Origin of the sequence: Formicincola oecophyllae, assembly GCF_006542395.2 — a bacterium.
In the GTDB taxonomy this organism is placed as follows: domain Bacteria; phylum Pseudomonadota; class Alphaproteobacteria; order Acetobacterales; family Acetobacteraceae; genus Formicincola; species Formicincola oecophyllae.
The window spans coordinates 660821-680941 of the sequence record NZ_CP038231.1; the positions used below are offsets into that span (position 1 = coordinate 660821).

Annotated in this window: 14 protein-coding genes; 9 read left to right on the forward strand and 5 right to left on the reverse strand. The window is 60.4% G+C overall.

Going from position 1 to position 20121, the window contains the following annotated elements; translation table 11 throughout:
* Positions 1 to 40: 40 nt before the first annotated feature.
* From E3E12_RS02990 to trpA, 3 genes are all read left to right on the forward strand, one after another.
* Complete coding sequence (locus E3E12_RS02990) at positions 41 to 2854, forward strand: 2-oxoglutarate dehydrogenase E1 component (RefSeq protein ID WP_141442979.1); 2814 nt, start codon at positions 41 to 43, stop codon at positions 2852 to 2854.
* Between the two features lie 140 nt (positions 2855 to 2994).
* A complete protein-coding gene (trpB, locus tag E3E12_RS02995) occupies positions 2995 to 4209 on the forward strand; it encodes a tryptophan synthase subunit beta (RefSeq protein WP_240810592.1) in 1215 nt (404 codons plus the stop codon).
* An 11-nt stretch (positions 4210 to 4220) separates the two neighbouring features.
* Positions 4221 to 5084, forward strand: coding sequence for a tryptophan synthase subunit alpha (gene trpA / locus E3E12_RS03000; RefSeq protein ID WP_141442981.1), 864 nt, complete (start codon positions 4221 to 4223; stop codon positions 5082 to 5084).
* A gap of 169 nt (positions 5085 to 5253) precedes the next feature.
* On the opposite strand, the gene E3E12_RS03005 is transcribed toward trpA, so the two are convergent.
* Complete coding sequence (locus tag E3E12_RS03005; RefSeq protein ID WP_141442982.1) at positions 5254 to 5952, reverse strand: HdeD family acid-resistance protein; 699 nt, start codon at positions 5950 to 5952, stop codon at positions 5254 to 5256.
* Positions 5953 to 6449: 497 nt separating this feature from the next.
* Between E3E12_RS03005 and accD the strand changes: the two genes are divergently transcribed.
* The 3 genes from accD (at position 6450) to E3E12_RS03020 (ending at position 10555) form a co-directional block, all read left to right on the forward strand.
* Positions 6450 to 7394, forward strand: coding sequence for an acetyl-CoA carboxylase, carboxyltransferase subunit beta (gene accD / locus E3E12_RS03010; protein WP_141442983.1), 945 nt, complete (start codon positions 6450 to 6452; stop codon positions 7392 to 7394).
* A complete protein-coding gene (locus E3E12_RS03015; RefSeq protein ID WP_141442984.1) occupies positions 7391 to 8797 on the forward strand; it encodes a bifunctional folylpolyglutamate synthase/dihydrofolate synthase in 1407 nt (468 codons plus the stop codon). The genes accD and E3E12_RS03015 overlap by 4 nt, the downstream gene beginning before the upstream one ends.
* Positions 8798 to 9016: 219 nt before the next feature.
* Positions 9017 to 10555 (forward strand): replicative DNA helicase, encoded by a 1539-nt coding sequence (locus E3E12_RS03020; RefSeq protein WP_141442985.1) that lies wholly within the window; start codon positions 9017 to 9019, stop codon positions 10553 to 10555.
* 44 nt (positions 10556 to 10599) lie between these two features.
* Here the strand turns inward: E3E12_RS03020 and E3E12_RS03025 are convergent, their stop codons facing one another.
* Entirely contained in the window at positions 10600 to 11529 is a 930-nt protein-coding gene (locus E3E12_RS03025) for a tetratricopeptide repeat protein (protein ID WP_168194364.1), read from the reverse strand.
* A gap of 183 nt (positions 11530 to 11712) precedes the next feature.
* Positions 11713 to 14016, reverse strand: a complete 2304-nt coding sequence (locus E3E12_RS03030; protein ID WP_149498241.1) for a TonB-dependent receptor — start codon at positions 14014 to 14016, stop codon at positions 11713 to 11715.
* 479 nt (positions 14017 to 14495) lie between these two features.
* Between E3E12_RS03030 and E3E12_RS03035 the strand changes: the two genes are divergently transcribed.
* The gene (locus E3E12_RS03035; protein ID WP_141442988.1) at positions 14496 to 15212 is read left to right on the forward strand and encodes a hypothetical protein; all 717 of its coding nucleotides are present in this window, start codon (positions 14496 to 14498) and stop codon (positions 15210 to 15212) included.
* On the opposite strand, the gene E3E12_RS03040 is transcribed toward E3E12_RS03035, so the two are convergent.
* Together E3E12_RS03040 and E3E12_RS03045 are read right to left on the reverse strand one after the other, a co-directional pair.
* Entirely contained in the window at positions 15202 to 15783 is a 582-nt protein-coding gene (locus E3E12_RS03040; protein WP_141442989.1) for a hypothetical protein, read from the reverse strand. The two genes, E3E12_RS03035 and E3E12_RS03040, sit on opposite strands and share 11 nt — an antisense overlap.
* Positions 15780 to 17990, reverse strand: a complete 2211-nt coding sequence (locus E3E12_RS03045) for an alginate export family protein (RefSeq protein ID WP_168194365.1) — start codon at positions 17988 to 17990, stop codon at positions 15780 to 15782. The genes E3E12_RS03040 and E3E12_RS03045 overlap by 4 nt, the downstream gene beginning before the upstream one ends.
* Positions 17991 to 18391: 401 nt before the next feature.
* On the opposite strand from E3E12_RS03045, the gene E3E12_RS03050 reads away from it, so the two are divergent.
* On the forward strand, positions 18392 to 19444 hold the full coding sequence (locus E3E12_RS03050) for an alpha/beta hydrolase (protein WP_206338661.1): 1053 nt from the start codon (positions 18392 to 18394) through the stop codon (positions 19442 to 19444).
* A gap of 111 nt (positions 19445 to 19555) precedes the next feature.
* Positions 19556 to 20119, forward strand: a complete 564-nt coding sequence (locus tag E3E12_RS03055; RefSeq protein WP_141442991.1) for a TetR/AcrR family transcriptional regulator — start codon at positions 19556 to 19558, stop codon at positions 20117 to 20119.
* The last annotated feature ends 2 nt before the right edge of the window (positions 20120 to 20121 follow it).

Below are 20121 nucleotides of genomic sequence, written 5' to 3' on the forward strand. Positions count from 1 at the left end.
CTAGCATCCTCTCCACCATTCGACATGAAGCAGAGCCTCCATGACTTCCGACCGAACTGACCACCTACTTTTCCCAGCCCTAGAAGCCCTCGGCGCCAGCAATGGCGCCTGGCTGGAGGAAAAATGGTCGGCATGGCTGGAAAAACCGGAAAGCGTGGCCCCAGAGCTGGCCAGTTTGTTCAGCACCCTCAACGCGGGCCCAACACCGCTTCTGAACCCTTCCCAGCAGCTTGCCCATGGGGATGATGGGCGCGATGAAGCCCTTGGCGTCCTGCGTGAGGCTTGGCGCCAGCGGGGCCATTTGCGCGCCACCCTCGACCCGCTTGGCCTGCGCGAACGGCCTGATGTGCCCGGGCTTTTCCCCCCAAGCAACGCCCCAGCCCACCACCAGGCTGAGGCCCAGCGCCTTGAACAGCTTTACGCGGGCACCCTGGCAGTCGAATACATGCACCTGCAAGACGCACGTGAACGCCAATGGTGGCAGGACCGTTTTGAGGGCCAGCCCCGGCACACTGGCTCTGCTCCAGGGCTAGACCCTAGGCGTATCCTGGCCCTGCTGACCAAGGCTGAAATCTTTGAGGCCTTCTGCCAGCAACGCTACACCGGCGCCCGCCGCTTTGGGCTGGAAGGGGGCGAAAGCCTCGTGGTGGCACTGCAGACCTTGGTTGACGAGGCTGGCCGCGATGGTGTGGACAGCATGTCCTTTGGCATGTCCCACAGGGGGCGTCTTAATGTGATGGTCAATATCCTGCACAAGCCAGCAGAGGCCATTTTCAGCGAATTCGCCGGCAAGGCATTCGGTCCTGATGAAATCGATACGGCAGGGGATGTGAAATACCACCTGGGCTGCGCCGCCACTGTGCGCACCCCAGGCGCAGACGGCAAAGCGGCCAGCCATGAGATGCGCCTGGCGCTGCTGCCCAACCCTTCCCACCTGGAGGCCGTGGATCCTGTCGTGATGGGGCGTGTGCGCGCTGACCAGGACCGCACCCATGACGAAGCGCGCAACAAACATCTGGGCGTCCTTGTGCATGGGGACGGCGCCTTTGCTGGCCAGGGGGTGGTTTACGAGACCTTGCAGCTTTCCCGGCTGCGTGGCTACGGCACGGGGGGCACGGTTCACATCGTCCTCAACAACCAAGTTTCCTTCACCACAGATCCCACAGACCAGCATTCAGGCGTCTGGAACACGGATGTGGCACGCACTGTGCAGGCCCCCGTGCTGCATGTGAACGGCGCCGCCCCCGAAGCGGTGGCGCGCGCTGCCAGCCTAGCCCACGAGTGGCGCCAAGCTTTTGGGCGCGACATTGTCATCAACCTGTTCTGCTACCGTTTGCATGGCCACAATGAGACTGACGAGCCAGCCTTCACCCAGCCCCGCATGGTGGAGGCCATCAATGCCTATCCAGGGGTGCGCGCCCGCTTCGCTGAGGACCTAGAAAAGCGCGGCCTGATTGAACCAGGCCAGGCGGAAGCCTTGCGCCGTGCTGATGACCAGGCGCTTGAGGAAGCTTTTGCCCAGGCTGACACTTACCAACCAGACGGCACAGATTGGCTTGACGCTTCCCCCCTTGACCCCACGCGCCTCCAAGACAGTCCTGAGCGTGTCCAGCCCATGACGGGCGTCCCCTTGGCGCGCCTGCGTGAAGTGGGCCTTGGTAGCACGGAAGTGCCCGCTGGGTTTGCCCTCCACCCCCGCATTGAACGTCAATTCAAAGCGCGCCGCCAAGCTTTGGAAGCCCCTGAAGGTACTGTGGACTGGGCCACAGCTGAAACACTGGCCCTGGGCACGATCGCGCTGGATGGCCACAGGGTACGTCTTTCAGGGCAGGATTCAGGCCGCGGCACCTTCAGCCAGCGCCACGCTGTGCTGACAGACCAGCGCGATGGCCACAAAGTTACCCCACTTGACTTGCTGAGCCGCCGCCAAGGCAAGGTGGAGGTGTGGAATTCCCCCCTTTCTGAATATGGCGTCATGGGTTTTGAATATGGCTATTCGCTGGGCAACCCTGAAGCCCTTGTGATGTGGGAGGCCCAATTTGGCGATTTCGCCAATGGCGCCCAAGTAATGATTGACCAGTTCGTGGCCTCTGGGGAGACCAAATGGCTGCGCACATCCAGCCTGACCTTGCTTCTGCCGCATGGCTTGGAAGGGGCTGGGCCTGAGCACTCCTCAGCCAGGCCTGAGCGATTCCTGGCTTTGTGCGCAGACAACAACATGCGCGTTTGCATGCCTTCAACCCCGGCTAACTACTTTCACCTGCTGCGGCGACAAATCGCGCGGCGCTGCAAAAAACCCGCTGTTATCTTCACGCCCAAATCACTGCTGCGCCGGCCTGAGGCACGCTCCCTGCTGGCTGAAATGGGGCCGCAGACGCGTTTTCAACCCATTTTACCCGATCCCCTTTTCCAGGGGGTAGGCCAGCAGGACGCCAGGGGCAAGGTGCGCCGCCTAATTCTGTGCGCTGGCAAAGTCTATTACGACCTAGCTGCCCGCAGGGCTGAACTGGGCCTGAACGATGTCGCCCTGGTGCGGTTGGAACAGTTCTACCCCTTCCCCCACCATGCCCTGGTAGCGGAGTTGGTACGCTTCCCCAAACTTGAAACGGCCCTTTGGTGCCAGGAGGAGCCACGCAACGGCGGGGCGTGGCGTTATGTAGACCGGCGCTATGAGCATTCCCTCAAAAATGCTGGCCAGCAACTGCGGCCACGCTTAGTGGGGCGTCGCGCCAGTGCCTCCCCCGCCACAGGCCTAGCCAGCCGTCACGCCAGCGAACAGGCGGCCTTGATTGAACGCGCCTTGACGCGCGACTTCTCCATTCCTCTCACGCCTGATGAAAAGGCCCACCACTGATGAACGCCACAAAACCTTTGCCCCCTTCAGAAGTGCAAGACCCTTTCCCTTCTGGCCCGTTGCCCACAAACCACCCCCATAATCATAATGGTGAAGGGGAGCATGTGTCTTTTTGGGGGGATGTCCTTGCCCCAGGCAGCCTGCGGGCCGGCCCTGACGCCCAAGGCCATTTTGGCCCTTATGGCGGCCGCTTTGTGGCTGAAACCTTGATGCCGCTGATGCTGGATCTGGAACAAGCCTGGCTTGAGGCGCGGCGCGACCCGGCCTTCCATGCGGAACTGCGCCGCCACCTGCGTAACTATGTGGGCAGGCCAAGCCCCCTGTGGCGTGCGGACCGCTTGACGGAGACCATCCGCCACCAGGCGCCCACTGGCAAAGGGGCCAGCCTTTACCTCAAGCGTGAGGACCTCAACCACACAGGTTCACACAAGCTCAACAACGTCATGGGGCAGATCCTGTTGGCGCGCCGCATGGGCAAGAAACGCATCGTGGCTGAAACAGGTGCTGGCCAGCATGGCGTGGCCACCGCCACGGTTTGCGCGCTTTTTGGCATGGCATGCAAAATCTTCATGGGCAAAACTGATGTTGAGCGCCAAAAACCCAACGTATTCAGAATGCATCTCCTGGGCGCTGAGGTGGAGGCGGTGACCGCTGGCGGCGGCCAATTGAAGGACGCTATGAACGAGGCCATGCGCGACTGGGTGGAACATGTAGATGACACCTATTTCCTGGTGGGCACCGTAGCGGGCCCCCACCCTTACCCAGCCATGGTGCGTGACTTCCAATCAGTGCTGGGGCATGAGGCGCGCCACCAAATTCAGCAGCAAACAGGTCGCCTGCCTGACGCCATTGTGGCGGCCATTGGCGGTGGGTCCAATGCCATGGGGCTGTTCCACCCCTTCCTTGATGACCAAACAGTGGCCATTTACGGTGTGGAGGCAGCAGGGCTGGGGCTTGATTCCGGCCGAACCGCCGCTTCGCTTGAACGCGGTGCGCCAGGGGTGCTTCACGGCAACCGCACTTACCTTCTACAGGATGATGACGGGCAAATCACTGACACGCACTCCATTAGCGCTGGGTTGGATTACCCAGGCATTGGTCCCGAACATTCATGGCTGCGCGACAAGGGGCGGGTAAACTACGTTGCCGCCACTGATGATGAAGCCCTTGACGCCTTTCAGAAACTAACCCGCCTTGAAGGCATCATCCCAGCTCTGGAAAGCGCCCATGGCTTGGCTTACGCCCTCAAACTGGCTGCCACCTTGCCTGAAGGGGCCACCATCATTGTCAACATCTCTGGCCGGGGCGACAAGGACGTGCCCACAGTTGCCGCACGCCTTGGCGTGAAGCTTTGAAGGCTGCCATCATGAACGCTCATTCCCCAAGCACAGCACACCGCCCCACCCGCCTTGCCAAGCGCTTCGCCCAATTGCGGGCTGAGGGGCGCGGGGCCCTCATCCCTTATGTGGAAGCTTTTGATCCAGACCGCGCCACCTCGCTGGCCTTGATGAAGGCTATGCCTGAAGCTGGCGCTGACATCATTGAGGTCGGCGTGCCCTTTTCAGACCCCGCCGCTGACGGCCCCACCATCCAGGCTGCCGCCAAGCGTGCCTTGAAAGCCGGCGCCACACTGGCAGGGGTGCTGGCCATGGTGCGTGATTTCCGCCAGCACGACCAGGAGACGCCCGTGGTCATGATGGGTTACCTCAACCCCGTTGACCGCTATGGGGTGGAGCGTTTCTGCCAGGAAGCAGCCCAAGCTGGCGTTGATGGCCTGCTGCTGGTTGACCTGCCCCCTGAGGAAGCGCCCTTCGTGCTGCCCCATGCCCGTGCCCATGGCCTTGACTTAATTCGCCTGGCCACGCCAACCACAACACCAGAACGGCTTGAAACCATCCTCCAAGGGGCATCAGGGTTCTTGTACTATGTCAGCATCAAGGGTGTGACAGGCACTACAGCCGCCAGCGCTGACGACCTTGCGCAGGCCATGAGGCGCATCCGCCAAAACGCGCCCTTGCCTGTGGTGACGGGGTTTGGCATCGCCACCCCAGAACAAGCAGCCACGGCTGCTACCCTCAGCGATGGCGCAGTCACGGCTTCAGCCCTTATTAAGGCCATGGCCGCAACACTTGACGAGCGCGGCAACGCCACAGCCGCCACGGTGGAGGCAGCCTTGGCGCCAGTGCGTGCCATGGCGCAGGCTGTGCGCGCGACCACAAACAAAGCCTGAAGCACCCGTTGCAAGTTACAAGCAAGTTACAAAAAAGGAGCTATAAAAAGGCCCCACTCTACTTTGCGGTAGAGGGGGCCTTGCTTAAACACGCCTTAAGCACTTGATGGGAGTGCGCCGTGGCTTAAAGCCAGCCAGGGCACAGCCCACCAACCAGTGTTAAGCTGCGTCAGGAAGCGTTGGGCTTGCCTGGCGCGGCGTTGGGGGTTGGGGCTTTAGGCGCGGCGGCAGAAGTGTTGTGCGTCTGCGCATAGGCCTGGAACTGTTCCATGGTGGTGCGCAGGTTCAAGCCCAGGAAAATGGCCGAAATGCCGCTGAACAGCAGTTCAACTGAAATCAACGTGCCGATGAAAATCAGGCTAGCTGTTGGCATCCACGCCCACAGCACTACACCCAAGGCCAAAGTGATGAGGCCGCTGACCAGCCCCCACCACCAACCTGGGATGCCACGCACGCTGAAAGCGTACCAAAAGCGCATCAAACCGCCGAAAATCAACAAGGCTGCGATGAAGGCCGTCACCACGTCAGCGCCCAGGACGGGGTGCCAGCACATCAGCCCGCCTGCAATGGCGATCAACGCGCCTGTGAGCACATTAAGCCAACGCGGCATGCCACGCCCACCATGGCCAAAGCCTTGGACGAGTTGGACGGCACCGCCCACAAGCATGAACGCGCCCAGAATCATGACGCTGCCCATCGTCAGCCAAAAAGAGGTGACCCAGGCCAGAATGCCCAGCACCACCATCAACGCGCCAGAGGCAATGAACCAGCTCGGCTTGATGTACTGCGGCGGAAAGATGTCAACAATGGATTCAAACTGGGCAGGGAACTGCGGGGGTAGTTTCTTGTTCTCTGTCGTATCTGTCATGATGGCTCCGCTGCGGCCATGCACTGTGCGCTGGCCAATTGTTGCAGCCCCTCTGGGGCAGTGCGGGCACGCACAGGCACTTACAGCCGTAAGGGTGAAGGGGCCGGGAAATGGCCATGCCTGGCAGGTGCCTGGTAATGAACCTGCGCAGCGCTTGCGCGCCTGCTTGGCTACCAGTCAACCCACCAAGGGACTTCAACCATAGTCACTTGTTTCAGAACTGCAAAGAGTTTTAGTGCCTATCGACAACCCACCAGCAGTGGTCCTTCAGGCCCATGCTGGGCTGCTGTTGTCTGCTCCAGGCTGGGCCAGTGTAGTCTGGAAGCTGGCCATGGGCAGGCAAGGGCGCTAAAACCGTCTCCCTTCAAGTCATGTTTCCAGGCCGGCGCTGCTTTGAACCAACAAGCAGGAAGGCACCCTGTGCACGCCACCTTAACCTCTATAATGCCATGCCTTCATGGCCTTATGCCGCCACGCAGCAGAACAGGAGTTATCTCATGAGCTGGCTAACCAAATATGTTCGTCCCAAGCTGCGCGGCCTGCTGCAGCGAGAGGTGCCTGAAAACCTGTGGACCAACTGTGATTCCTGTTCACAGATGATGCTGGTCCGTGATTTTGAGCGCAACCTCAAGGTTTGCCCCCATTGTGGCCACCATGGGCGCGCCCTTGCCATGGAAAGGCTGAAATGGACCTTCGACAATGGCCCGTTTGATGTGGCAGCGCTGCCAGAAATGCCCCATGACCCGCTAACCTTCCGTGATTCAAAGAAATACCCTGACCGCCTCAAAGCCGCACGCGCCAAAAGCGGCCTTGAAGAGGCCCTGACGGTGGCCACAGGGACCATCGGCGGCCAGGAGGCCGTGGTAGCGGTGATGGCGTTTGAGTTCATGGCGGGCACCATGGGGGCAGCGCTGGGGGAAGGCTTCCTGGCTGCCTGCCGCCTTGCCATCACCAAAAAGGCGCCCTTGGTCTTGTTCAGCGCTTCTGGTGGGGCGCGCATGCAGGAAGGGGTGGTGAGCTTGATGCAAATGCCCCGCACCACCATTGGGGTGCAGATGCTGCGTGAGGCGGGCGTGCCTTACATCGTTGTGTTGACCAACCCCACCACAGGGGGTGTTTCGGCTTCTTTCGCCATGCTGGGCGATATCCACATCGCCGAGCCCAATGCCCTGATTGCTTTTGCCGGGCCGCGCGTCATCAAAGACACCGTGCGCGAAGAACTGCCAGAAGGCTTCCAGCGCAGTGAATACCTGCTTGAACATGGCATGGTGGACACCATCGCTTCCCGCGCCCAACTGCCAGGACTGCTGGCCAAGCTTATTGGGATGCTCAGCCCTGCGTCTGAGGCAACACCAACTGCGCAGCGCCATGACATCAACGACAACGCCACAAAATCACCTAAAGGTAAGCAAACACGGGTGGAGCGGAAAAAACGCGCATGAAGGCGCCCCACCAGCCGCCTGCCTCCGAACCGGGGTGCTCCCCCTTGGCAACCCAGCTTCTTGAACGCGCAGGGCGTTCCCACCACCAGGTGATCGACCTGGGCTTGGAGAGGCTGAAAAGCCTTTTGGCACGACTGGGCCACCCTGAACGTGCCATGCCGCCGGCCATCCATGTTGCTGGCACCAATGGCAAAGGCAGCACCACAGCGTTCATGCGCGCCATGGTGGAGGGTTCTGGCCTGCGTTGCCATGTCATGACCAGCCCCCATTTGCTGCGCCTGACGGAGCGTTTTGTGGTGGGCAACCATGAAGTGGGCGAGAAGGAGCTGGACGCTACGCTGACAGAAATCATGGAGGCCAGCAAAGGTTCCCCCGTGACCCCGTTTGAATTGCTGACGGCTGCGGGCTTTATGCTTTTCGCCCGTCACCCAGCTGATCTGTGCCTGGTAGAAGTGGGGCTGGGGGGACGGCTGGACGCCACCAACCTCCTCAGGGATGTTCGTGCCAGCGTCATCACGCCTATCAGCCTGGACCACCAGGACTTTCTGGGGAACAGCGTTGCGCAGATCGCTGCTGAGAAGGCCGGCATCATTAGGAAGGGCGTGCCTGTTGTTAGCGCTGCCCAAAGCCCGGCTGCAGCACAGGCCATCGCCCAGGCTGCGCGCCAGGCGGGGACCAGCCTTTGGCGCGAAGGGGTGGATTTCAAAGCCATCCTGCAGGCAGGGCACATGTTGTACCAAGACCGCCTGGCTTTGCCAGCAGTCATCCCCACCGCTGGACAAGCTGAATGGTTCAAGCTTTCACTGCCCCAGCCAGCGCTGCAGGGAACGCACCAAGTGCAGAACGCCACTGTGGCCGTAGCAGCGTTGCGCGCAGCAGGGGTCAGGGTGACGCCCCAAGGCTGGAGGGGGCTTGGCAAAGCCCAATGGCCTGCGCGTGGCCAAATCCTGAAGGGCAGCCTTGCGCACATCCTGCCTGAAGGCTGGCGCTTGATGGTTGATGGGGCTCACAATGAAGGTGGTGCGCAAGCCTTAGCCGCCCTCCTGCGGCAGGAAGGGCAGCCTGGCATGGCTGTGCACTTGGTGTGCGGGCTGAAAAACACTAAGGATGCCAGCGGTTATTTCAAGCCCTTGCTGCCTTTGGCCAACACCCTGCAGGCTGTGGCAGAACCTGGGCAGCACCAAGCCCAAGCGCCAGAAGCCATTGTGGACGCCGCCCAAAAGGCCTGGGCCAGCATGGCGGGCACGGCAGCGCCGCCCACTATCAGCCAGGCGCCCACTATACGCCAAGCGCTGAAGAACATCCGCGCGCAGGCCCAATCTGGCCAACCTGGGCTAGTGGTGTTGTGTGGAAGCCTTTACCTGGCTGCCATCGCCCTGCGCTTGGACGCCCAGCCTGCCTGACCAAGTGACCTGATCCTGACGAGAGGATTGGGACTTGCAAGGGCCTGTGTTGTGGGCCGCCGCAATGGAATCAGCGCCTAGGCGGCACGCCACCATGGCTTTGCGTTTGGGTACATTCCCCTTTAACCAAGGGCGCTTTGCACCCTCCTCCACGATCTCCATTTAATTTACGTTGATGTGCGCCTTCCTTCCGACCCTGCCTGCAGAAGTGCCCCTTACATGTCTGAGCCAACCATCCCCACCACCACTGACCAGGCCACAGCCCACGCTGAAGAAGCCCCAGGGCAGGCACTCCTGCTGCGCAGCCCGCCAGCCAACCTGGATGCGGAAAAAGCGCTTCTGGGTGCTATCCTGACCAACAACCGCGCTTATGAGCATGTGGCTGACTTCCTGGAGCCGCACCATTTCGCTGACATCACCCACCAGCAGCTTTTCCAAATCATTGGCGGGCGCATCGCCAAAAGCGGCCTGGCCAACGCCATCACCCTCAAAGGGGAGTTGGAACACAGCAACGTGCTGGAGAATGTCGGTGGGCTGGATTACCTCAAGACTTTGATGAAATCCATGGTAGGCATCATCAACGCCCGCGAGTACGGCATCGTCATCCATGATTGCTGGGTTCGCCGGCAGCTGATTGAAATTGGCGAGACAGTCGTCAATGACGCTTACAGTTCCGACAGCGACTTCAACGGGTCCAACCAGATTGAGACCGCTGAGCAAAAGCTATTCGACCTGGCCTCTGACCGCAACCAACAAGCCAGCGGCTTCACCTCCTTTGAGAACGCCCTTGCCGATGCTCTGGAAGTGGCTGAACTGGCTTTCAAGCGCACAAGCGACATTGTGGGCCTGTCCTCAGGGTTGCGCGATTTCGACCTCAAAACTGGCGGCCTTCACCCTTCAGACCTTCTCATCCTGGCGGGGCGCCCTGCCATGGGCAAAACAGCCTTAGCCACCAAAATCGCCTTTTCTGCAGCCCAATCGCTGATGCGGGAAGCGGAGGAGGAATCAGAACGCCAAGGCAGGCGCATCAACCCCAAGGGCATGGTGGCGATCTTCTCGCTGGAAATGTCCGCCTCCCAATTGGCCACCCGCATCCTCTCCGAGCAGTCAGAGGTCTCTGGGGAGCGCATCAGGCGTGGTGATGTTGGCACGCGTGAATTTGACCGTTTCATCAGGGTCTCGCGGGAGCTGCAGCGCTTGCCTCTTTACATTGACGACACGCCGGCCATCACCATGGCGGCCATGCGCACGCGCTGCCGCCGCCTAAAGCGCACCAAGGGCCTGGCATTGGTGGTTGTGGACTATCTGCAGCTCATGAAGGCTGGCAGCGGGCGCAGCGACAACCGCGTTCTGGAAATCTCCATGATCACCCAGGGCCTCAAAGCGCTGGCCAAGGAGATGGAAGTGCCCGTCATCGCCCTTTCCCAGCTTTCCCGCCAGGTTGAATCACGCGAAGACAAACGCCCCATGCTTTCCGACCTGCGCGAGTCAGGTTCCATTGAGCAAGACGCTGACGCTGTGATGTTCGTCTACCGCGATGAATATTACCTCCAGCAGCGCCAACCCAAAGAGAACAATTTCGAAGACAACGGCAAATACATTGATGCTCTGCAGGAGTGGCAGCGCAAAATGGAACTTGTCCACAACCAGGCCGACCTCATCCTGGAAAAGCAGCGCCATGGCCCCACAGGCACCATCAAGCTCAAGTTCGAGGGCGAGTTCACCCGCTTTAGCGATTATGACGGCCCTGACGAATGATGTTGGGGGCGCCCCAGCTCAAGCTCAAGCGCGCTGGGGCCTTCTCATTCGCTTTCCCTCTCCAACCCCTTTCCTGAAGGATAGTTGTCATTGGCGCTGTGGCGCATGCTGCGTAGCTGGCGGAGCTTGTTTTGGGCAGGCACGTGACCTTGCGCCGCTGCCGCTTTCAACCAGTGAATTGCCTCCAGCAAAGCGGCGGTGGGGGCCGTTTCTGGCAGGGGCGCCACCCCAGCCACTGTGCGTTCAAAAGCGCATGGCCTAAATGGTTGGGCTGGCAGCAATAAAAGGCCCAGATGGTATTGGGCGCGTCCCTCCTCTTGCTGGGCGGCTTTTTCAAGCCAGAAGCGCGCCTTGGCCTTGTCGGCCTCCACCAAATGGCCTGTCAGGTAATCATGGCCCAGGTAGAACTGCCCGTCACGCTGGCCCAGGGCTGCAGCGCGGCGGAAATAATCTGCCGCTTTCTGGGGGTCGCGGGGCGCACCTTCACCCTGCATGTGCATCTCCCCCAGGCGCCACAAGGCATCAGGCTCCTCCTGGGCTGCGGCTTTGCTGTACCAATGGTGGGCCTTGGCCAAATCCTGCGGCACCGTGTCGCTGTATTGATAAATGTAGCCTAAATTGTACTCACCCTGGGGGTCACCTTGCAGGGCGGCCTTCTCGTACCAGAAAGCCGCCTTGGCATCATCTTGCGGCACCCCTTGCCCAAGGGCATGGATCACCCCCAGGTTGCACTGGGCTGCGGCATCCCCTTGCAGGGCCGCCTGCTCGTACCAATGGCGCGCCTGGCTGTCGTTTTGCGGCACGCCAATGCCGTGGTCATGCCACACACCAAGCTGGTACTGGGCCTGGGCATAGCCTTTGGCAGCCGCTTTGGCCATGAGGGTTGCTGCCGTAGCCAGGTCAGGTTCACCAAAACGCCCTTCCACATGGTCCATGGCCTGGTTGTAATCATCTTGGGCATCTGTGGTGGGCACGGGCAAAGGCTTTCCAACGTGAGGTGGCATACCTGACCATGCTAAGACTGCATTTCAGCAATTTCACCCCCTACTTGCCCAAAAGCGTGGTGCAGGACCTGTTAAGGCCAGCGCGACTGTTCAAGCGTCCATGGTCAGCACTGGCCACAGCGCCAGTAGGCGACCACGGTGGGAAAGTTGGTTTCACAACCGCACGGAGATCCCCCCCAGGATGGTGCGGCGCAAGCCATACTGCGGCGCGCCGACACCGATACCTGAACCGTCACGCAGCCTGTAGGTCTTGTCAAAAAGGTTGATCACATCCAGCCTGAACTGAACTTTGCGTTCCCCCAGCCCTTGGCCGATGTCGGCTTTGCTGAATAGGACATCCTGCACCAACCCCAGATTGAAAGTGGCGTACTGGGGCACGTGGCCGCCATTGGGAATGGCGCCCCAGTCCCGCCGCAGGCCAGAGCCATAAACCATAGTGGCTGAAAGCTGGAACGGATGGGTGCTTTGGCGCATGAAGCGGTAAGACCCCCCAGCAGAAGCCGTCCAGCGTTGTTCATGGTCCAGGTGCACCCAATGGTGCTTGATGTAGGCCAGGTCATCGGGCGCGAAGCTCCATTGGCTGGAGTCGATGTCCTTACCCATGGCGTGGTTCCAGCCCATGTTGCCGTAAAGGTTCAGCCCTGGCAGTGCTGGCGGGGTGAAATTGGTTGAAAGTTCCGCACCATAGCTGAAGCCCTTGCGGTAGTTGAAGGCCGTCAGAATGATGGGAGCGCCAAACTGGCCGTCATCAAGCATGTTGTGGGCGCGCTTGAAGTAGCCATCCACCGTCATGGTCCAGCCCTTGGTCAAGGTCTGCGTCCAACCACCATCCACGTAATGGCTGCGTTCCGCCTTCACAGGGCTATTGCCCTGGCCAGGCATGGCGCCTGAGGTGTGGTTGAAGGCGGCCGGGTTGCCTGGTGTCACTTCCTCCAGCACGGGTGGGGTGAAGTAGCGCGCATAGGACAAGTGCATGTGCCCCCCCTTCCACGGGCGCCACACCAAGGCAAAGCGCGGGCTGAACTGGGTGGCGTAGGCGTATTCGTCCACACCATCAAAGCGGAAGCCGTAAGTCAGTGTTACGCGTTGGTTGGCGCGCCATTCATCCTGGCCGTAAAACCCACCGTAAGCACCTGTTTTGCCAGCCTCCTGCCTGATGGTGACAGGGGTGCGACCAAAGGCGCCCCCCATTTCAGGGAAAACCTGGGAATTTGTTTTCGTCATTCCCCGTTCCCCATAGGCCTGGAAACCCAGCCGCACCGTGTGGCCTGGAGCAGCGTGCCATGTGGTGTCATTCTGCATCCCAGCGCTGAACACGGCACGCCTGGCTTGCTGCGCCACGCCGTTGTAAATCAAGTCACCTACCCAATCAGGCGAATAGTTCAGGCTGCTATAGCGCACCACAGCTGAGGTGGTGGCCTGCACGTCCTCCCGGCTTTCCTTCCAGCTGACCATGCCGAAATCACCTAGTTCAGCCTGGTGTTCGCGCAGGGCCATGCTGGCGGGGGCACTGGCTGCATGGCCTTGCCAAGCGGGGGTTTCAAATTGGTGCTGCTGTGAGGGGTTATTGGGCAGCTGAAACCAGCTGTTGGCCACGCCACCTGTGAAGGAGAATTCCGTTTGAGGGCGCAAGTGGTAAGCCAGCCGCCCCAACACATGGTACTGGTTGGTGAGGTCGTGAACAGCATTGAAGCTAGGGGTAGGATTTTCGATGCCCACCCTGTTGTGCACGGCATCAGCCGTCAGGAACAGGTCCCATTTGCCAGCTTTCTGCCCCATCACGGCCGCAGGCTGCAGGTAATCGCGTGCACCACCATAAAGGCTGACGCCATAGCCAGGGTCCTTGGCACCTGTGCGGGTGTCAATTTCAATCACGCCAGCTTGCCTGAAGCCATATTGGGCAGGCAGGGCGCCATCTGTCAGGCTCAGGCTGTGGGCGAAACGGGTCGTCAACGCCTGGCTGAACATGCTGACACCATCTGGCAACGCCACACCATTGATGCGGTACTGCACATTGCCATGGTCGCCACGAATGTGCAGTTGCCCGAAACTGTCCTGCACCACACCTGGCGCCTGAAGCAACACGGTGCTGACGCTGGCATTGGCCCCGCCAGGGATGGCTGCTAACGCGGTGGGGGAGAAAAACGTTTTGGTGGCGCCGTCCATCTGCACTGGTTGGCGGGCCTGCAAACGCCCCGTCTTGATGATGATGTGCTCTGCCCGTGCCGCTTCCTTGGGGGCAGATTTCGCTTTGGCATCATGGAAATGGTTCTGGCCTGAGGGCAAGGGGTTTTCCCCACGCTGAACCACCCCTTGGGCGCTGGCTTGGGCTGGGGTGTGGCAAAGGCAACCTACCAAACACCCTGTCGCCGTGCCCACCACCAGGCGCCGCACCCTGGCCATGCCCTCTTGGCAAGCCGCTTTGCCTGAGATGCGCCTGCAGCTGCTTTTCCCCAAGTCATGATGGGCCCCAAACCGTGTTGAACAGACATGGCTGGATAAGTGATGGAGATATGGGGGGCGTTTCATGGTCTGTTCTCATGCCAGCGGGCCACAGGTTTCGTTACGTTATAATATAACGTTACAAAATTGAACAGATACGCTGCCAACACCACCTTCAAACAGCTGCGAAGGCCCTAAATCCCTGAAAAAACACCACTCTTTCCTGACCTTGCTTCCCAGGGCCAGTATGGCCTGGTTTTATGGTCACGCTTCCGCGTTGCCCTGGCCTTTTCCTGGCTTGAAGGAACGCCTTTGCTGGAGGAACCACCATGCTTGCCCAGCCCAGACCCGCACTGCCTCTCTCTGGGAGACGTTTTGCCCTGTCCACAGGGCTGAGAATGGCAGCCCTGCTAGGCTTGGCGTTTTTACCCCGCGCAGCACAGGCTGTAGATGGTGGGGGACCCTCAGTCACACCTGCTGAATCCCCAGTCACCATGCGCGCTGAGGTTTGGCGGGCCATTCTGCCCACCGCGCAGGCCCGGACACACCTGCACAACGTCCTGGCACGCCAGGACGGCCAGCCTGTGCAGCTTCTAGAACTGAAAAAGGCTTTTCACTTGATGGAATGGGGGCAAGCCTCCGCGCCAGCTACCAATGACACCTTGGCCAACATCCAACATCACACCCCCTGGCCACCCAATATCCTTTTCCTGCAAGGCATGGGGGGGACGCTTGGCGACCCTCTACGCAGCTACGCCACGTACCAGAATGTCGCCAACACCCCCATGAACCAACGCATGACGGCCTATGACCTCATCGTTCGCCCTGGAGCACGCCATGGCAGTGCCCCCCTGCCTGCCTGCCCAGCGCCAGGGCGCCTGTTCACTGTCAGCGGCGATTACCGTTCCCTGATTGATTCAGACGCCGCTACAGCCATGCGCATCGTGGACAGCGTTGCCCACACAGACCGTGCCCATTCAGTGCATGTGGCCCAAGGCGGCATTGCACTTGATGAGCCCTCCAGCCAGAACACGCTTTGCGTGGCACCTGGCCAGACCAAATGGTTTATCGCCACACCAGACACGCGGCGCAGTGCCCGTGCCCTCAGCCATCCCGTTACGTCAGCCACACGCGGCGATGTCATGGTGGTGGCACTGCACTTTTTGCTGCCTCCTGGAACGCCCCCTACCGCTGGCACACCTAACCAGTAAAGGGTTCCTTAACGTAAAGTGCTACTATGCAGCCCCCTGTGCCGAAATACTCCACCAACCGCAATGCAGGGGGGACAGGTGGGGCGATTGGTGGCGCCTTCGCAGGCCACGTCATCAGCAACCGCCCCCCTGGCGCCAGCTCCCCGGCGCGCTTGGTGAGGAAAAACTCCGCGCGCGCTGCCTCAGCCACGCTCAGCGCTACCCAACCCAGATGCACGCTGTCCTTTTGCCACAGCTCCTCTTCAGCGGAACCCACCAACTGGCCCCCCATCAAACGGCCACGCGCCCCTTGGGCATGGTTTGCAAGGATGGCCACGGTTTCAAGCAGAGCTTGACACCATGCCCCACCACCACGCCTGCCGAGCAAAACCAATGGCCTGTCTGGAGCAAGCCCCTTCAGCAAAACGTCCAGCAAGGGTTGCAATCCTTCCAGGTCCAGGGAATGGGACAAGGCGCTGTAATCGGCCAGCACAACCGGCGCCCCTGGCCACGCACCCTCCAGCAGGCTTTGCTTAAGCATGGCCTGGGCTGTTGCCGCCAAAGCCCCAGCCAGTTGCGCATGGTCTATCAAAAACGGAAATCCAGCGTTGAATAAAGCCAAGCGTCATCATGAAAACCGGCGCGCCGCATGCCTTTGCTCATGCGGACGTCACCACCAAATATCAGAAACTTAACATGCTGGCCCAGCTGGATGTCAGCCTCCAGCTGGGGGTCAAAGCCAATGTAGCGCCCTGCCTTGTGTAGCAAAATGGGATCGGCTGGCAGGGCGTAAGGCCCAAACGCACTCACCAAGCCGCCGCTCTTGTGCTGGCGCCACATGAAGGGCAGGCGGGCGCGCAGCGATATCCAGGAGGTTGGCACCGTGCTCAACAAAGGGGCGAGGTAATACATGTTGGAGCGGCCGAAATTGCCGCCTGCGTCAATCAATGTACCAGAGGGAGAAAAGGGCGCCTCAAAATCAGTCACCGCGCCATTGCGGCGCTGGCGCCCACCTGAATAGAGCTCAGCGGCACCACCGACAAAGCTGTGCCAAGGGGCCCAGGCTGGGCGCCAATCAGCCATGATGCGCGCGCCGTAAGCATGGACGGGGCGCCGCTGGCCGTTCTCCCCCTTGTAGGAGCCACGCTGCATCACAGCACCCATGTCCAGTTCCCACTCCTTGGCGGAGGTGTACCAGCGCAGGGCCAGGTTCTGGCGCATCTGCTCCCCGGCGCCGCTGCCCTGAGCCTTGGCCCAGGTGCCGTCATAATGGAAGCCCAACCAGTATAAATACAGGAAAGAGCGTATGTTTTGGGTCTTGGGCAACATGCGCGGCAATGCCCAGCCACCCGTAATGCCGTAAAGGTCGAGCTTGGGGTCAAAGGCGCCCCCAAAAACATGGTTGCGGCTGTTGGGGTTGAGCTTCGTTTTGATGAAGTCGTAAAAATCCAGCCTAAAACTGTTCCACATCATGTAATAGCGCCCACCATTCCATGATTGCGGAATGCCAGGATAGACACCTTCGTAAAGCAGCCAGGACGGCGCATCCAAAAACTGCTGCCGCCCTAGCATCAGGCCTGTTTTGGCGCCAAGCATGTTCCATTTTATTTCAGCAAACAGCTGCTGCACATCCAGCGTTTGGCGGTACGCCGCGCTGTAGCCGTAATAATTCCAACCACCGGCGTCAGCGTTGGAGAGCTGCCCAAACACCCTGAAATGTGGCCCAAAATGGAAGTCCGCCCCCAACAGGTTGCGCACATAAAACTGCCCTGCCCCCTGGTGGCCCACATGGCCCAGTAAGGGTTGGCTTTGGTACCAGTTGTTCAGGCGCGACTCACCTGAAAATGTCACCCAGCTGTTGCATTGCCCCCCCAAGCCAAGGTCAACATATTTCAAAGGGTCGAGAAGGTCCTTGCGATTTTTGGGGTTGCACAGGCGCGACCAGTCCTCAGCCCAAGGGGAAACGCCATAAGTACCCACAGGGCCAAAACCCGCGAACTCCCCATCGCCGAAATTGAACGCTCCCCAATTGCCTTGGTGGCGGTTGGGGGAACGCCTGTTCTGTTCCTCCGTCACCTGCATGGGCTGCCCAGACATGCCCGTCAGCGGGTAAAGCTCCACCTCAGCTGGCCGTTCCGAAGGGGGCAGTTCCGGCATCACGGGGGGCATGGCTGAGCGCTTGTGGGGATGGACGAACATCACCTCCGTTTCGTCCTTGGCAGGCTGGGCCGCCGCTGCCTGCGCTTTCAGGCGCTCCGCCTTGGCGGCTGCCTCCTCCTCAGCGATTTCGCGCTTTTCCATGGCGCGGTCGCGGGCGATGTCGGCTTCGGCCTCCTCTTGCTCCTCCTCTTCCTCAACTTCCGCCACGCCGTGCTCGGCATTGTGGGGGCGCGCTGCGGTCGCGGGCATGTTCTCAGGCAAAGCCCCCACCCCCCAATGGGCATCCGGCAAAGGCTTTTCACCACCAGGGCCACCTAAAAGGGGGACAGGACCCTTGTGGCCATCAACATCATGGCCACTCAAGCGCAGCACATCTGGGCCCACATGGCTGCCAACGGCATGGGGGGTTTTGATGTCATGCCTGACCGCACTCCAAAGGGGGGAGGCGTCTGGCGTTTTATCAGCGCTGACACGGGGTGCAGCTGGGTAACCACTAAGCACGCTGCCAACAGCTGCGGACTGGGCCAGCGCTGGGGGGACGCAGGCCAGGCCCAGCAACGCCACGCCCACATAAGGCAGAACGCAGAGGCAGGGCCGCAAAGCCGCCTTCAGCCCTTTGCCGCACCCGCACTTTTTCATAGCGCCCCAACCTTGCATTCAGCCAAGGAGACCCCGTTCAACTGCTTGTGCTTGCCCAGTTTCAGAGCCCCCCCGCTGCCAGCCATGTATCACAGTGTTTCATTCGGGTTTCCCCACCCCATAAACCGGTGGTGGGCGCTTTAGGCTGGGGGCGTTTTGAACAGCCCCAAGACCAATTGGTCACCTCTTTGTCCAGGCATGGACGAAAGCGCCCGCCCCCTCAAGCCCATCCCAGGTCTGTCAGCATTTTTTCACGTTAAAACCTTTTTCATGGCTTGCCATGCGCCATAGGGTGACAAAGCCAGAACAAGTTTGGCTGAAAAAGCTTTGCAAAAAGGAAGACATTAATTAAATGAGTTAGAACTCACTTTAAGTGATGTCCCTTTATGAAAGTTCCCTTCATGACCTCTTCCACTCCCCAAGCCAGCTTCAATCCTCCCCCAACCACCAACACTGATCCACTGCCAGCTGGCGTCACGCGCAAAGCGGTCACCTACCCCAATTTCAACGGCTTGATGACCGCAGCAAACCTTTACCTGCCGCCCAACTTTGAGGAGATGGGCTCTTACCCGGCCCTGGTCATCGGTGGCCCCATGGGCGCCTGCAAGGAACAGTCTGGGGGCCTTTACGCTGCCAAGCTGGCGGCAGGCTACGTCACCCTCACTTGGGACCCGCTTTTCCAAGGCCTAAGCCAAGGTGAACCCCGCCACCAGGAAATCCCGTTCTTCCGCGTGGCTGACTTCACCTATGCCATCGACTACCTGGAAATGCTGCCTTACGTAGCCGCCGACCGCCTGGGCGCACTGGGCATTTGCGCCAGCGGTGGCTACGTGGCCAACGCTGCCTTAACGGAACGCCGCATCAAGGCCGTGGGCACGGTTTCAGGCGCCAACCTTGGCCGCGTTCTGCGCGAAGGCAATTTGACGCCAAGCTGGGCCCTGACGATGTTGGACAAGATCGCTGTCGACAACACAGCCATAGCCCAGAACGGCGGCCAACCCCGCGCCCAAGACATCGTCCCCATCGTCCCCCCCTCCGTTGAGGCAGCCAAGGAGCAGGGCATGGGAGACATCGACTGGGTTCAGGCCAGCGCCTATTACCGCCAGCCACCCCACATGGCTGCTGGCTCCCCCAACAAGCTCCTGCTGATCTCGACGCGCTCCGCCTATGGCTGGGACGCCTTCCACCTGGCGGATCATTTGCTGACCCAGCCCCTGCACATCATCGTTGGGGGCGTGCCCGGCCTCATCGGTTCTTACCGTGATGGCTTCACCTTGCTTGACAAGGCCGCCAGCAAAGAACGCGCCATCACGGTCATGCCAGGGGTCACCCATGTGGATCTGTACTGGAAGGAGCCTTGCATCAGTGACGCAGTCAAGGAACTGGCCAGCTTCTTCAACCAGCACCTTTCCCTGGGGGCCTCCTTGGTGGAAACAGTGGAGAAGTTGTTCTGAACCCTTCAACAAGCCCAAACCCCGCGCTACGCTGGCGGTTTGGGCCTTGGTGGCCAATTGGCTATAAGGCTTTCTGGTTCAAAGCGAAGGCAAAAAGGCAGGGAACAAGCCATGGCGCGCCCACGCGACCCCCAGAAAGCCACCACCATCCTGACCCAGGCCGTGGAAGTAGTGGCCCAACAGGGCGTCACCGCATCCACCAGCACCATCGCCCGCAAAGCAGGCGTGGCTGAAGGCACGCTGTTTCGTTACTTCCCCACCAAGGACGACTTGCTGAACGCGCTCTACGTACATTTAGCAGGGGAGGCACGCGCCCACATCACCAGCCGCCCAGGCCAGGGGGCGCGCCAGAACCTGCGCCAAGCCTGGGATGACTACATAGCCTGGGGGTTGGGCAACCTTCATGCCTCCAGCGCCATGCGGCAGATCGCCGCCTCCAATCGCTTGACCGACAGCACACGCCAAACGGTGGACAACCTTTTCCCGGAATTCATCACCCTGGGCGCAACCAGGGAAGGCCAGAAGCCCAGCGCTGATGAAGCCGCCTTTTTCGATGCTGCCTTCATGGCCCTGGCTGACATCGTGATAAGCCACCAGCACGCCAACCCTGGCAACACCACATGGCGCGATAAGGCCTTCACCATGCTTCTGGCCGTGCTACCCGGCCCAGCCTGAAG